Here is a 13,391-nt window from a genome sequence, read left to right as displayed (position 1 = left end):
AGCCGTCAGTACATGACCATGTCGGGTTCGAGTTGTCGCGCCCATGCCACGATCCCACCCTGCAGATGAAGCGCATCGGCGAAACCGGCCTTCTTCACCGCGGCCAGCGCCTCGGCCGACCGGATCCCGGTCTTGCAATAGAGCACCGGAGTCCGGTCGTGCGGCAGCTTGGTCAAGCCGTCGCCCGCCTCGATGGCCGACTTGGGGATCAGCTCCGCGCCGTCGATGTGATTGATGTCCCACTCGACGGGCTCGCGGACGTCGATCAGCGCCACCTTGCGTCCCGAGTCGAGCATGTCGCGCAGTTCGTGCGGGGTGATCGTGGAGTCGGCGGCCGCCTCGGCGGCCTCGTCGGACACCACCCCGCAGAACGCCTCGTAGTCGATCAGTTCGGTGATCTTGGGCGTCTCGGGATCCTTGCGGATCTTGATCGTGCGGTACGTCATGTCGAGCGCGTCGTAGACCATCAACCGGCCGAGCAGCGGCTCGCCGATGCCGGTGATCAGCTTGATGGCCTCGGTGCCCATGACCGAGGCGATCGACGCGCACAGGATGCCGAGCACGCCACCCTCGGCGCACGACGGCACCATCCCCGGCGGTGGCGGTTCGGGATACAGATCGCGGTAGTTCAGGCCCCGCTCATTGCCGTCCTCGTCGCCCGGCGCGTCCTCCCAGAACACCGACACCTGGCCCTCGAAGCGGTAGATCGATCCCCAGACGTACGGCTTGCCCGCCAGCACGGCGGCATCGTTGACCAGGTAGCGCGTCGCGAAGTTGTCGGTGCCGTCCAGGATCAGGTCGTACTGCTCGAACAGGCCGATGGCGTTGTCGGGTTCGAGGCGCACCTCGTGCAACCGCACGTCGACCAGCGGGTTGATCTCCTTGATCGAGTCCCTGGCACTCTCGGCCTTGGAGCGGCCGATGTCGGGCTGGCCGTGGATGATCTGGCGCTGCAGGTTGGACTCGTCGACGACGTCGAACTCGACGATGCCGATGGTGCCGACGCCCGCGGCCGCGAGGTAGAGCAGCGTCGGCGATCCGAGGCCGCCGGCGCCGATGACCAGCACCTTGGCATTCTTGAGCCGCTTCTGCCCATCGACGCCGAGGTCGGGGATGATCAGGTGGCGGCTGTACCGCGACACCTCTTCGCGCGTGAGCTGTGCCGCGGGCTCAACCAGCGGCGGTAACGGTGTGGACACCGGCTCGCTCCTCGTATCGACGTGAGTACCCGATGACGATCACACCAGGCCCCACCATTCAACGGCAATGCCCGCGAAGACCTTCCCCGCGGATCAGGACACCACGGGGTACGGCCACGGATTGAACCGGCACGTCTTGCCGTCGGCCTGCACGGACTGCGGGTCGAACCTGGCGTCGTCGTCGTTGCTCGTCGAGAAGGTCTGCTGCATCATCACCGGCGCCAGCGCGCCGTTGTCGGCGCACGGTTCGTGCTTCTGATAGCCGATCGCGTGTCCGACCTCGTGGTTGATCACGTACTGCCGGTAGGAACCGATGTCGCCCTGGAACGGCACCGCGCCCCGCACCCAGCGCGCTTCGTTGATGAAGACGCGCGACTGGTCACCCAGATAGGCGGGGTTGTAGCAGGAGGCCTCCAGCGGGATGTCGTACCCGCAGCCCTCCCGCACGGTCATGGGAGAGGTCAACGACACCCTGAAGTCCGGCTGGACCGCGGGATCGTCGATGCGGGTGAAGGCGATCTGCGGATTGTGCGTCCAGCTCTTCGGGTTGGCCAGCGTCTCGCTGACCATCTGCGCGAAGGCCTGGTCGCCGCCGAGGCTCGCGGTGTCGACGCCGTCCTCGACCTCGACGGTGTAAGTGAAGGACTTCGTCGTGCCCTCGCCCACCTTGGGCGTCGTGCCGGGCACGACGTGCCAGGTCTTGGCGCCCTCCTCGGTGAACGGCCCCCCACCGGGCAGTACGCCGGTCGGCAGGTTGGCGTCGAACTGCGTCAGCCCCTTGGGCGGGGCGCCGATGATGCCGGTGCTCGCGGCCCCGATGGTCGGCGGGCCCTGTGCCGGCCCGTCCGCCCGGACCGGGATGGGCTCGGTCGTCCCGGTCAGCGTCTGATAGACGACGAGAACGGTGATGACGGTGAGGATGGGAATGGCGTAGGCGCGCCAGCCGTAGGTCGACACGAAGCGTCCCAGCCAGGACTGCTTGCGCCACTGCTGATGGTCGTCGCGGTTGGCACGCGGACGGCCGCCGCCGTCGGCGAGCGGGTCGCGCTGTGCGCGCAAGGGTTCCCTCCACTCGTTGCGCAGCACGGGCTGACGACCGCCCCCGCGACGCCCCGGGTCGTAGGTCACCGAACCAGGATGGCACAGCCCGGGCCATCACAGGCCGTGGCGCGCCACCCTCCGCCCGGCGCAGATGCGGCGGGCGCCACAGTGGCGGTAGTAGTGTCGATCCGATGGGCCACCGGTTCCACCGATCCGGACCCGCCCGCTCGGCACCCCAAAACACCGCAGCACAGCCAGATTGAGGATTGATGAGCGACATCGCCAACGCCGCCCAGAGGCAAGGTGGCCAACCGGTGAATGGCGACGGTTCGACAGGTAGTTCGTCCGGCGCCAACCGTCGTGGCAACCGTCTGCCCCGCGATGAGCGCCGCGGCCAGTTGCTCGCGGCCGCCAGCGAGGTGTTCGTCGACCGCGGCTACCACGCCGCGGGGATGGACGAGATCGCCGATCGCGCTGGAGTCAGCAAACCCGTTCTGTATCAACACTTCTCGTCCAAGCTCGAGCTCTACCTCGCGGTGCTGCAGCGGCACGTGGACAACCTGGTCTCCGGGGTGCGCCAGGCGCTGCGCACCACCACGGACAACCGGCAGCGGCTGCGCGCCGCGGTGCAGGCCTTCTTCGACTTCATCGAGCACGACGGCCAGGGCTACCGGCTGATCTTCGAGAACGACTACGTCACCGAGCCGCAGGTGTCCGCGCAGGTGAGGGTGGCCACCGAGGCCTGCACCGATGCGGTGTTCGAACTCATCAGCAGTGATTCGGGCCTGGAAGCACACCGCGCCAGGATGATCGCGGTCGGATTGGTCTCGACGAGCGTGGACTGCGCGCGGTACTGGCTGAACTCCGACCGCCCGATCTCCAAGGACGACGCGGTGGACGGCACGGTGCAGTTCGCCTGGGGCGGACTGTCACACGTGCCGCTGGCCCGCTTCTAGCTGAGCTTGTCGGCCACCGCGGCAGCCGTGGCTCCGATCCCGAATCCGACCCTGCGCGACTCGGGAGCGCCGATCTCGACGTAGGCGATCCGGTTGTTCGCCACCAGGTAGCGACGGCCCTTCTCGTCGGTCAGTGCGAGCACGCCCGAGTCCTTGCCCAGCGCCGCGGCCACCAGCTCCTCCACCTCGGCAGGGGTGGACGCGCTCTGGAGCACCAGCTCGCGCGGACTGTCGGTGACGCCGATCTTGACCTCCACGCTGAACCCTTCCCTTCGATGATCGTTCTCTCGAGAAGGCTAGTGGACGACGTCACCGGCATGCGTCGGCGGTGGTCCCACTTCGCGCACGGCGAAGCCCTCGCGATGCCGAATCGACCGGTGTCCCAACCGAGTCCGGACCGTGACCTGAGGGCCAGCGCGTCAACCTCGTGCGTCACTTCCGTCTCGTTAGCATCGCTGCATCGACCAAGACGACTCACGGGAAAGCGGTATGGACAGGCCTTTCGCAACGTATCCACCGACGTCGACGACCGCGCGCAACGCCGAGGCAGCGGGTGTCGGCCGCACCCACCGCACCGGCGGATACCGCAACGTCGAGACCGGTTACTACGACGACGGCAGCCTCCACGACTACGACGCGTACGACACGCCGTACGGCACCCGCGAGCCGTCCTACGACACGTCCTACGGCTCGGCTCACTACGACGCCGCTCAATACGACGACGCCGAATACGACCCCGAGTACGAGGACGTCTACGAGTACGAGGATCCGATCGACCGCCGCTGGATCTGGGTGGCTGGCGTCGCAGCCGCCATCCTGTTGATCGCCGTCATCTGCACGGTGGTCATCCTCGGTGGCGGCGACAGCGGCGCGGTGTCCAAGACGATCGCCGCTCCCACTCCCACCTCGACCACCGTGCCCCAGGACGCCGTCAAGACGACCGCCCCACCCCTCGCACCGTCGGCGGCGCCCGTCCCGGCACCGACGGGCCCGTTGTCACCGGAGACGGTCACCACGATCGCCCCGAGCGTGACCGCGACCACCCCGCCCATGCCCCCGCCGGCAGCCGCTGCCCCGTCCGCGATCGCGCCGGTCTTGCCCGTCTCGCCGCAAACCGTCACCTACCTGGTGACCGGCAAACGACCGTTGCTGGACATGGTGACCATCGTCTACACCGACGCGCAGGGCGCGCTGCAGACCGAGTTCAACGTCGCACTGCCCTGGGTCAAGTCCGTCACACTCGATCCCGGTGTCGAGCTGAAGTCGGTGACGGCAACCAGCCTCACCGGTCAGTTGAACTGCCAGATCTCCGATGCCAGCGGCGCCACCCTGGTGGCGCAGAACACCGGCACGATGATCGCGAGCTGCACCAAGTAGAACGGTCCGGCTAGAGCAGGCCGAGCTCGCGAACCCTGGAGGCGTGCGTGTTCTGCAGACGGTCGAAGAACTCGGTCAGCCGGCCGAGGCCCTCCCCGCTGGAGACGACGAGGTCGACCAGTTCGTCGTGTTCGGCGAGCACGTACTGAGCCTGGGTGATCGCCTCACCGAGCAGCCGGCGCGACCACAGCGCGAGGCGGTGGCGCTGCTTGTCACTGGCGGCGATCGCGGCCTTGACCTCGGCCACGACGAACTGCGAATGCCCGGTCTCCGATAGCACGCCGCGCACCACGTCGGCCGCGTCGGCGGGTAGCGCACTGGCGATCTCGAGGTAGAAGTCGGCGGCCAGCGCGTCCCCGATGTAGGTCTTGACGAGCGCCTCCAGCCATGTGCTCGGCGTGGTTAGGCGGTGGTAATTCTCCAGTGCCGAAGCATATTTCGTCATCGCGGACACGATGTCGACCCCACGTTTGGCCAGCGCGTCGCGCAGTAGCTCGTAGTGGTTCATCTCGGCGGCGGCCATGCTCGCCATGTTGATGCGACCCGCCAGATTGGGCGCCATCCGCGCCTCGTCGGTGAGCCGGTAGAACGCCGCCACCTCCCCGTATGCCAGCAGTGCGAAGAGCTGCTCGACACCCGGATGCTCGACCGTCGTGGGGTTCACCGTCTGCTCGGGCACGGCCGCGGGCTGCGTCGGAGTCATGCCTCGACTCTAGACGCCGAGACGTGCGCCGACTGGGCGCGAGGACCCCTGATTGGCCGGGCCGGTTATCATGGAGGTGGAAGCGGCACGTCTGTCATCCGCCGCTACCGAGAAATGTGCGCACACAACGTCGGCTCAGGTCGGCCCGCTGCTGCGAATTCGTTCGTTCAGCCGAGGCCCCCAACGTTCTTTCGTCGAACCCGTGTGCGCGTGTGGACGCCGCGAGATTGACAACACGAAAGGTTATGTCGGCAAACGCATGACTTCTTCCACCACGAACACCACCGAAACCACAGAGACCACCACCACCGATCACGAGCCCCTCACCCCGGACATCGACGTCGTCGTCGAGGCTCCGGAGGCGGCCCCGAAGACCACCACCTTCGCCGAGCTCGGCGTGCGCGAGGAGATCGTCCGCGCCCTCGCCGAGGGCGGCATCGAGCACACCTTCGCCATCCAGGAACTAACCCTGCCGCTGGCCATGACCGGCAACGACCTCATCGGTCAGGCCAGGACCGGCATGGGCAAGACCTACGCCTTCGGCGTACCGCTGCTGCACCGCATCGTCACCGACGAGTCGCGACCGCTGACCGGCATCCCCCGCGCCCTGATCGTCGTGCCGACCCGTGAGCTGTGCATCCAGGTCTACGAGGACCTCGCCAACGCCGCGAAGTACCTGAGGGTCGACGACCGCAAGCTGTCGGTCACCTCCATCTACGGTGGCCGTCCCTACGAGCCGCAGATCGAGGCGCTGCAGAAGGGCGTCGACGTCGTCGTGGGCACCCCCGGCCGCCTGCTCGACCTCGCCCAGCAGGGCCACCTGCAGCTGGGCGGGTTGTCGGTGCTGGTCCTCGACGAGGCCGACGAGATGCTCGACCTGGGCTTCCTGCCCGACATCGAGCGCATCCTCAAGCAGATCCCCACCAGCCGGCAGGCGATGCTGTTCTCGGCGACGATGCCCGATCCGATCATCACGCTGGCCCGCACGTTCATGAACCAGCCGACGCACATCCGTGCCGAGGCCCCGCACTCCAACGCCACCCACGAGAACACCAAGCAGCACGCCTACCGCGCCCACGCGCTGGACAAGGTGGAGATGGTCGCCCGCATCCTGCAGGCCGAGGGCCGCGGCGCGACGATGATCTTCACCCGCACCAAGCGCACCGCGCAGAAGGTCGCCGACGAGCTGGCCGAGCGCGGCTTCAAGGTCGGCGCCGTGCACGGCGACCTCGGCCAGGCCGCCCGCGAGAAGGCCCTCAAGGGCTTCCGCAACGGCGACGTGGACGTGCTCGTCGCCACCGACGTCGCCGCGCGTGGCATCGACATCGACGACATCACCCACGTCATCAACTACCAGATCCCCGAGGACGAGCAGGCCTACGTGCACCGCATCGGCCGCACCGGCCGCGCGGGCAAGACCGGCATCGCGGTCACCCTCGTCGACTGGGACGAGCTGCCCCGCTGGACGATGATCGACAAAGCCCTCGGGTTGGACAATCCCGACCCCGTCGAGACGTACTCCAGCTCGCCGCACCTCTACGAGGAGCTGTCGATCCCCTCCGAGGCGGGCGGCTCGATCGGTAAGGCCACGCGCAGCACCGAATCCAAGGACCGGTCGAAGCGCGAAACCCGGGAGACCCGCGACGCCGGCGAGCGTCCGGCCCGCAGCCGGGAACGCACCCGCCAACGCACCCGCGGTGCCAGCAAGGCCCCCACCGGCCACGTCGACGACGCCGACCAGGCCCAGCCGTCCGACGAGGGCGACGCGGCCCCCGCAGGCGACGGTTCCACCCCGGCCCGGCGCCGTCGCAGGCGTCGTCGCCCGAACAACACCACCGCGCCGAGCGCCGGCTGACCGAGGCACCCACCCCTCGAATGGTCGAACCGGAACGCCGCACCAGGGGCGACGTGCTGGTGGCCGCGGCAATCGTCGTGGTCATCGCCGTCGCAGCAGGCCTGATCTGGTGGAGCAGCGACGCGCGGGCCACGCTGAGCAAGCCCGCCGCGCAACCCGTACCCGCGCTGAAGTCGGCCCGTGACGTGCCGGCGACGCTGCGCGAACTCTGGACCGCGGCCAGCCCGAAGACCACCCGACCGGTGGTGGCCGGCGGTGCGGTGATCACCGGCGCCGGCGCCGAGGTCGACGGCCGGGACCCGCTTACCGGCGACGTGCTCTGGAGTTACGCGCGCGGCGTCGACCTGTGCGGGGTCACCTACGTCTACAACGACGCGGTCGCGGTGTACCCGGATGACCGCGGCTGCGGCCAGGTGACCACCATCGACGCCCAGACGGGCCGGCGCCACTATGCGCGCACCGCCTACGCCGATCCCAAGGTGACGCTCTCGTCGGACGGTTCGACGGTGCTGTCGGCCGGGGACACTCGGTTGGAGCTATGGCGTTCGGACATGGTCCGGATGATCGGCTTCGGGGCGCTGGACGCCAGGATCAAGCCCAACGTCCCCGCGCAGCCGCTATGCCGGCTGGTGTCGGCCGCCGCGAATTCGTCGCAGGTGTCGGTGCTGCAGGCCTGCCCCGGCCAGAAGGACCTGCGGCTGAATCTGCTGACCGCCGGCGACCAGGAGGACGAACCTAAGAGCAAGATCGTCCAGCTGCCCGGCGTCCCCGCCGATAGCGGCGCCCGGGTGATCGCCGTCGCCGACACCACCACCGCCGTCTACGTGCCCACCCCGACGCCCGTGGTCAACGTCATCGACGACACCGGCACCACGATCGCAAGCACGGCGCTGCCCGGCCCGGCGTCACCGCAGGCCACCGCGACGCGGGCCGGCGACCTGGTGACGTGGTGGACCGGCGACGTCGTGATGGTGTTCGGCACCAACGGGCTGAAGTACCGGTATTCGGTCAGTCCGGTCAACGGGCAGGGACCGGTTGGTCCCGCCACGCTGATGGCGGGCAAGCTCCTAGTGCCCGTCACCACCGGCTACGACGTGTTCGACCCCGCGACCGGGGCCGGACAGTTCCACATCGCCGTGCCGCGACCCGCGGGCACGACCCCGGTCATTCCCAACGTGGCCGGCACCACCGTGCTGGAGCAGCGCGGCGACACGCTGGTCGCGCTGGGGCCGTGAGCCCCGGTCAGATCTCGGGAGCGTACGTCGGCAGCTTCTTGCCGGACTTCCAGTACTTGACGAGCGATTCCGCCAGCTCGCGATACGCGATGGCGCCCTTGTTCCGTCGGCCCGCCAGCACCGATGCCCCCGACGCGCTGGCCTCGGCGAACCGCACCGTGCGCGGAATCGGCGGCGCCAGCACCACCAGCCCGTAGCGGTCGGCCACGTCCAGTAGGACGTCGCGGCTGTGCGTGGTCCGGGAGTCGTAGAGCGTCGGCAGTGCACCGAGCATCCGAAGGTCGGCATTGGTGATCTGCTGGACGTCGTCGACGGTGCGCAGGAATTGCCCGACGCCCCGGTGCGCCAGCGTCTCGCACTGCAGCGGGACGATGACGTCGTTGGCCGCGGTCAGCCCGTTCAGCGTCAGGACACCCAGCGAGGGTGGGCAATCGACGATCACGACGTCGAAGTCGGCGCCGAGCTTGGCCAGCGCTCGCTTCAGTGCATATTCGCGACCCGCCCGCATCAGCAGCATCGCCTCCGCGCCGGCCAGGTCGATGTTCGCGGGTAGCACCGTCATGCCCTCGGCCGCGGTCACCAGGGCGGTGGACGGCTCGACGTCACCCAGCAGCACCTCGTGGATCGACACCGCGAGTTCGTCGGGATCCTGGCCCAGCGAGAAGGTCAGACATCCCTGGGGATCGAGGTCGACGAGCAGCACGCGCTGCCCCATCTCCGTCATCGCCGCACCGAGCGACGCCACCGTCGTCGTCTTGGCAACCCCGCCCTTTTGATTGGCGACCGCAAGTACCCGCGTCATGTGATTCCCGTCGCTCTGCTCGGCACGCCTTCATCCAAGCACGTACGCGCCCGGAGCATGACGCGCGGCGTGAGGCAGAATCGCCGGAGTGGGCACCGAACGGCACCGCCTGATCCTCCTCCGCCACGGCGAGACCGAGTGGTCCAAGAACGGCCGGCACACCGGCCGCACCGATCTGGAGCTCACCGAAGAGGGGCGGGAGCAGGCCAGGCTGGCCGCCGACGTCCTCGCCGACCTGCAGTTGGAGGACCCCTTCGTGGTGTCCAGCCCCCGGCACCGCGCCCTGGTCACCGCCGAGCTGGCCGGGTTGACGATCGACGAGGTGAACCCCGTACTCGCCGAGTGGGACTACGGCGCCTACGAGGGGCTCACCACACCGCAGATTCGCGAGACGGTCCCCGGCTGGACGGTGTGGACGCACGGCTGCCCCGACGGCGAGAGCGTCGCCGAGGTCACCGTGCGGGCCGATCGCGCCGTCGGACTGGCCCTGTCTCACCTGCAATCCCGCGACGTGGTGTTCGTCGGACACGGCCACTTCTCGCGGTCCGTGCTGGCGCGGTGGGTGGAACTGCCGGTCTCCGAGGGCATTCGCGTGTCGATGGCGGCGGCATCGATCGCCGTGTGCGGATACGAGCATGGAGTCCGTCAGATCACCGCGCTCGGGCTCACCGGTCACACCAATCCCTGCCTGCCCGCGTGACCGAACCGTCCTTCGTCCTGGCCGGTGCCGATGGCGTCGTCGTCGGCGAGGGCATCGACGCTGCGTACCCGCGGCTCGACGATGCGCGCGAAGCCCTGGCGCGGGGGGTGGCACCGATCATCGTGGGCGCGCTGCCGTTCGACGTCACGCACCCGGCCGCACTGATGCGGCCCGAACGGTTCCACGTCACCGACGCGCTGCCGGGCTTCCCCAGCCGCGACCTGCCCGCCGTACGGATCGCCGCCACCGAACCAGAGCCCGCCGAGCACCGGACCCGCATCGCGGCGGCCCTCGAGCGCCTGCGAGACCCGGCAGATGCGCTGCACAAGGTGGTGCTGGCCAGGGCGCTGCGCCTGATCGGCGAGGGCACCATCGACGCCCGCACCTTGATCCGGCGACTCGCCGAAGATCATTCGGCGACAACGTATTTCGTCGACCTGACCGCCTCGGGTGCCGAACACGACGGTGCCGCACTGGTTGGCGCCAGCCCCGAATTGCTGGTGGCGCGCCGCGGTGACGTGGTCACGTGCCGACCGTTCGCCGGATCGGCACCCCGGTCGGCCGACCCGGCGACCGACCGGTCGAACGGGGCCGCCCTGGCGGCCTCGGCGAAGAACCTGCACGAGCACCAACTGGTGGTCGACCAGATGCGGGAGGCGCTGAAGCCGCTGTGCGCGGACCTGGACATCGCGCCATCACCGGAGCTCAGCCGTACGTCGCAGGTGTGGCACCTCAACACCCCCATCACCGGCCGCCTGCGCGAAACATCAGCCACTGCACTGGATCTCGCCTTGGCGCTACACCCGACGGCAGCCGTCGGAGGCGTGCCCACCGCCGACGCCGTCGACCTCATCCGAGCCCTGGAGGGTGACCGTGGGTTCTATGCCGGCGCGGTCGGGTGGTGCACGGCCGACGGCGACGGTACCTGGGTGGTGTCGATCCGCTGTGCCGAACTGTCGGCGGACCGCCGCTCCGCCGTGGCCAGGTCGGGAGGCGGTATCGTCGCCGAGTCCGACCCGGACGACGAAGTGGCCGAGACGAATACGAAGTTCCGAACCATTCTGAGCGCGTTGGGAGTGAGTACGTGACCGTGACGATTCGCCGGGCCCGAGCCGGTGACGAGGCAGAGCTGGTCGCCATGGTGCGCGAACTCGCCGAGTTCGAGCATGCCCTCGAGGAGTGCACCGTGACCGAAGGTCAACTGCGCCAAGCACTCTTCGGCGACCCGGCCACCGTGCAGGCGTACCTGGCCGAGGTCGACGGGGAGCCGGCCGCGATGGCGCTGTGGTTCTACAACTTCTCCACCTGGGATGGCGTGGCAGGCATCTACCTCGAGGACCTGTTCGTCAGGCCGGCCTTCCGCCGGCACGGGCTGGCGCGGGCGCTGCTGTCGAAGCTGGCCCGCGAATGCGTCGACAACGGTTACACCCGGCTGACGTGGGCCGTGCTGGACTGGAATTCGAACGCGATCGCGCTGTACGACGCCGTGGGCGGCAGGCCGCAGAGCGAGTGGATCACCTATCGGGTGTCCGGTGACGAGCTGTCGGCGCTCGCCGAGTCCTGAGACAGCCACGCCACCGTCGACTGACTGAACAACAGCCCCAGCGCGCACACCGCGACGAGCGCGACGGGGACGCCATAGGACCACTGCTGGGACCCGACGGCGATGTACCAGGCCACCGGCAGTAGCAGCAGCTGGGCGAACACCGCGATGCCGCGACCCCAGCGGCGGCCGGTCCACAGCGCCCAACCCGCGCCCGCCACGGCCGCGCCCATGACGACGAACCACGCCGCGGTCCCGTACCCGCTGATGGCCTTCTCGTGCGCCCCGCCGATCGCCCGCACCACCAGTACCGCGGCCACCCCGATCAGGACGACGCCCTCCAGCGCCACCAGGGCGGCGGCCCGTCGAACGTTGGGCGGCGGAGGTGCGATCACACGGATGAGCGTAGAGCGCGAGCCAGGGCGTGCGGATGGGCGGTCGGATAGGGTCGAGCCCCGTGCGTGCCGTCCTGATCGTCAATCCCAACGCCACGTCGACCACGCCGGCGGGACGTGACCTGCTGGCCCACGCGTTGGAGAGCCGGGTCAAGCTGACCGTCGCTCACACCGACCACCGCGGCCACGCCATCGAGATCGCCAGGAATGCCACCCACGACGGCGTCGACGTGGTGATCGTCCACGGCGGCGACGGGACGGTCAACGAGGTGGTCAACGGCATCCTCGGCGATTGCTCGCCGACCCCGCCCGAGCGCGGGCCCGCGATCGGCGTGGTCCCCGGCGGATCGGCGAACGTCTTCGCCCGCGCGCTGGGCATCAGCTCCGACCCCGTCGAGGCGACCAACCAGCTCGTCGACCTCCTCGGTGCCTACCGCCGCGGCGTGTCGTGGCGCCGGATCGGCCTGATGAACTGCGGCGACCGGTGGGGGGTGTTCACCGCGGGCATGGGGGTCGACGGTGACGTTGTCGCCGCCGTGGAGGCGCAACGGGAGAAGGGCCGCAAGGTCACCGCGGCGCGCTACATCCGGGTGGCCACGCGTGCCGTGCTGGCCAGCGCGCGACGGGAACCGTCGTTGACCCTCGAGCTGCCCGACCGGGACCCCGTCACCGGCGTGCACTTCGCGTTCGTGTCCAACTCCAGTCCATGGACGTACGCCAACACGCGGCCGGTCTGGACGAACCCGTCGACCACGTTCGAGACGGGCCTTGGCGTGTTCGCGACGACGAGCATGAACGTGTGGGCGAACCTGGGGCTGGTGCGTCAGATGTTGTCCAAGAAACCGCGCCTGGAGGCCAAGCACCTCATCCGTGATGACGACGTGGCGTGGGTCCGCGTGACCGCCGACACACCGGTGGCGTGTCAGATCGACGGCGACTACATCGGGCTGCGCGAAAGGATGACGTTCACGGCGGTTCAGGATGCGCTCAACGTGGTGGCGCCACCGCTCAAAACCGTCTGACCTGCGAATGCGCTCCGAAGTGACGTTATTTAGGGCGCAAGTAGGTTGAGTGTAGTACAAACGAATGAGGGGTTCGCTAACCCGGTCCCGCAGTGAGATTGCCCACGTGTTAACGCGCCTCTATTGACATCTGTTCAGCCTGTGGAAGCATCGTTTGCAACAGTGCAGAAACATTTGATGTGCACGCGTTAACAGCCGAAGAAAAACTCGCGCGCCCTGCTGCGCACATGAAGAGGAGTTGTAACTATGGATTGGCGGCACAAAGCGGTCTGTCGTGACGAGGACCCGGAACTGTTCTTCCCGGTGGGGAACAGCGGCCCGGCCCTTGCGCAGATCGCCGACGCGAAGCTCGTCTGCAACCGCTGCCCGGTCACCACGGAGTGCCTGAGCTGGGCTTTGGAGTCCGGTCAGGACGCTGGCGTGTGGGGCGGCATGAGCGAGGACGAGCGTCGTGCACTGAAGCGGCGCAACGCGCGCACCAAGGCGCGCACCGGCGTCTAGCCATTTCGAATACCTACGTTTACGGCCCCGGTTTTCACCGGGGCCGTAAATTTTTGGGCCAG

General features: G+C 68.6%; 15 protein-coding genes. 9 read left to right on the top strand and 6 right to left on the bottom strand.

The genetic code is table 11. The features are described from left to right. Positions 1 to 5: 5 nt before the first annotated feature. Both moeZ and SBI80_RS03515 read right to left on the bottom strand, forming a co-directional pair. Positions 6 to 1,199, bottom strand: a complete 1,194-nt coding sequence (gene moeZ / locus SBI80_RS03520; RefSeq protein ID WP_318973021.1) for an adenylyltransferase/sulfurtransferase MoeZ — start codon at positions 1,197 to 1,199, stop codon at positions 6 to 8. A gap of 93 nt (positions 1,200 to 1,292) precedes the next feature. Further along, the gene (locus tag SBI80_RS03515; protein WP_318973020.1) at positions 1,293 to 2,327 is read right to left on the bottom strand and encodes a DUF3152 domain-containing protein; all 1,035 of its coding nucleotides are present in this window, start codon (positions 2,325 to 2,327) and stop codon (positions 1,293 to 1,295) included. Positions 2,328 to 2,509: 182 nt separating this feature from the next. Here SBI80_RS03515 and fasR point away from each other — a divergent pair, with 182 nt between their 5' ends. After that, positions 2,510 to 3,196: an HTH-type transcriptional activator FasR gene (fasR, locus tag SBI80_RS03510; RefSeq protein ID WP_318973019.1), complete on the top strand. Its 687-nt coding sequence runs from the start codon at positions 2,510 to 2,512 to the stop codon at positions 3,194 to 3,196. Here fasR and SBI80_RS03505 read toward each other — a convergent pair. Then, positions 3,193 to 3,453, bottom strand: a complete 261-nt coding sequence (locus tag SBI80_RS03505) for a DUF3107 domain-containing protein (RefSeq protein WP_318973018.1) — start codon at positions 3,451 to 3,453, stop codon at positions 3,193 to 3,195. The genes fasR and SBI80_RS03505 overlap by 4 nt on opposite strands. A 232-nt stretch (positions 3,454 to 3,685) precedes the next feature. On the opposite strand from SBI80_RS03505, the gene SBI80_RS03500 reads away from it, so the two are divergent. Next, positions 3,686 to 4,573 carry a hypothetical protein gene (locus SBI80_RS03500; RefSeq protein WP_318973017.1) on the top strand — a complete coding sequence of 296 codons (888 nt, stop codon included), beginning with the start codon at positions 3,686 to 3,688 and terminating at the stop codon, positions 4,571 to 4,573. Between the two features lie 10 nt (positions 4,574 to 4,583). Here the strand turns inward: SBI80_RS03500 and SBI80_RS03495 are convergent, their stop codons facing one another. Further along, positions 4,584 to 5,276, bottom strand: coding sequence for a ferritin-like fold-containing protein (locus tag SBI80_RS03495; protein ID WP_318973016.1), 693 nt, complete (start codon positions 5,274 to 5,276; stop codon positions 4,584 to 4,586). 259 nt (positions 5,277 to 5,535) lie between these two features. Here SBI80_RS03495 and SBI80_RS03490 point away from each other — a divergent pair, with 259 nt between their 5' ends. Both SBI80_RS03490 and SBI80_RS03485 read left to right on the top strand, forming a co-directional pair. Next, positions 5,536 to 7,131 carry a DEAD/DEAH box helicase gene (locus SBI80_RS03490; protein ID WP_318973015.1) on the top strand — a complete coding sequence of 532 codons (1,596 nt, stop codon included), beginning with the start codon at positions 5,536 to 5,538 and terminating at the stop codon, positions 7,129 to 7,131. A 20-nt stretch (positions 7,132 to 7,151) separates the two neighbouring features. Beyond that, positions 7,152 to 8,366: an Rv3212 family protein gene (locus SBI80_RS03485; protein WP_318973014.1), complete on the top strand. Its 1,215-nt coding sequence runs from the start codon at positions 7,152 to 7,154 to the stop codon at positions 8,364 to 8,366. A 7-nt stretch (positions 8,367 to 8,373) separates the two neighbouring features. Here SBI80_RS03485 and SBI80_RS03480 read toward each other — a convergent pair whose 3' ends face one another. Further along, complete coding sequence (locus tag SBI80_RS03480; RefSeq protein ID WP_318973013.1) at positions 8,374 to 9,168, bottom strand: ParA family protein; 795 nt, start codon at positions 9,166 to 9,168, stop codon at positions 8,374 to 8,376. A gap of 88 nt (positions 9,169 to 9,256) precedes the next feature. Here SBI80_RS03480 and SBI80_RS03475 point away from each other — a divergent pair, with 88 nt between their 5' ends. The 3 genes from SBI80_RS03475 to SBI80_RS03465 are packed head-to-tail and all read left to right on the top strand — an operon-like array spanning position 9,257 to position 11,432. Further along, positions 9,257 to 9,868 carry an acid phosphatase gene (locus SBI80_RS03475; RefSeq protein ID WP_318973012.1) on the top strand — a complete coding sequence of 204 codons (612 nt, stop codon included), beginning with the start codon at positions 9,257 to 9,259 and terminating at the stop codon, positions 9,866 to 9,868. Then, positions 9,865 to 10,956, top strand: coding sequence for an isochorismate synthase (locus tag SBI80_RS03470; protein WP_318973011.1), 1,092 nt, complete (start codon positions 9,865 to 9,867; stop codon positions 10,954 to 10,956). The genes SBI80_RS03475 and SBI80_RS03470 overlap by 4 nt, the downstream gene beginning before the upstream one ends. Continuing rightward, the gene (locus SBI80_RS03465; RefSeq protein WP_318973010.1) at positions 10,953 to 11,432 is read left to right on the top strand and encodes a GNAT family N-acetyltransferase; all 480 of its coding nucleotides are present in this window, start codon (positions 10,953 to 10,955) and stop codon (positions 11,430 to 11,432) included. Before SBI80_RS03470 ends, SBI80_RS03465 begins: the two co-directional genes overlap by 4 nt. On the opposite strand, the gene SBI80_RS03460 is transcribed toward SBI80_RS03465, so the two are convergent. Beyond that, positions 11,387 to 11,806 carry a hypothetical protein gene (locus tag SBI80_RS03460; RefSeq protein WP_318973009.1) on the bottom strand — a complete coding sequence of 140 codons (420 nt, stop codon included), beginning with the start codon at positions 11,804 to 11,806 and terminating at the stop codon, positions 11,387 to 11,389. The two genes, SBI80_RS03465 and SBI80_RS03460, sit on opposite strands and share 46 nt — an antisense overlap. Before the next feature lie 62 nt (positions 11,807 to 11,868). On the opposite strand from SBI80_RS03460, the gene SBI80_RS03455 reads away from it, so the two are divergent. Both SBI80_RS03455 and whiB1 read left to right on the top strand, forming a co-directional pair. After that, positions 11,869 to 12,828: a diacylglycerol/lipid kinase family protein gene (locus SBI80_RS03455; RefSeq protein WP_318973008.1), complete on the top strand. Its 960-nt coding sequence runs from the start codon at positions 11,869 to 11,871 to the stop codon at positions 12,826 to 12,828. A gap of 246 nt (positions 12,829 to 13,074) precedes the next feature. Continuing rightward, a complete protein-coding gene (gene whiB1, locus SBI80_RS03450) occupies positions 13,075 to 13,329 on the top strand; it encodes a transcriptional regulator WhiB1 (protein ID WP_003893300.1) in 255 nt (84 codons plus the stop codon). Positions 13,330 to 13,391 lie beyond the last annotated feature (62 nt).

Source organism: Mycolicibacterium sichuanense, assembly GCF_033741125.1.
GTDB lineage: Bacteria > Actinomycetota > Actinomycetes > Mycobacteriales > Mycobacteriaceae > Mycobacterium.
Note: the sequence above shows the minus strand (reverse complement) of the source record. Positions and strands in the feature narration are given on the sequence as shown.

What these genes read in the sequence shown, in the direction of transcription:
- whiB1 (WP_003893300.1), top strand. Translation starts at nt 13,075, where the DNA reads ATGGATTGGCGGCACAAAGCGGTCTGTCGTGACGAGGACCCGGAACTG.
- SBI80_RS03495 (WP_318973016.1), bottom strand. Translation starts at nt 5,276, where the DNA reads ATGACTCCGACGCAGCCCGCGGCCGTGCCCGAGCAGACGGTGAACCCC.
- SBI80_RS03480 (WP_318973013.1), bottom strand. Translation starts at nt 9,168, where the DNA reads ATGACGCGGGTACTTGCGGTCGCCAATCAAAAGGGCGGGGTTGCCAAG.
- SBI80_RS03485 (WP_318973014.1), top strand. Translation starts at nt 7,152, where the DNA reads ATGGTCGAACCGGAACGCCGCACCAGGGGCGACGTGCTGGTGGCCGCG.
- SBI80_RS03490 (WP_318973015.1), top strand. Translation starts at nt 5,536, where the DNA reads ATGACTTCTTCCACCACGAACACCACCGAAACCACAGAGACCACCACC.
- SBI80_RS03500 (WP_318973017.1), top strand. Translation starts at nt 3,686, where the DNA reads ATGGACAGGCCTTTCGCAACGTATCCACCGACGTCGACGACCGCGCGC.
- fasR (WP_318973019.1), top strand. Translation starts at nt 2,510, where the DNA reads ATGAGCGACATCGCCAACGCCGCCCAGAGGCAAGGTGGCCAACCGGTG.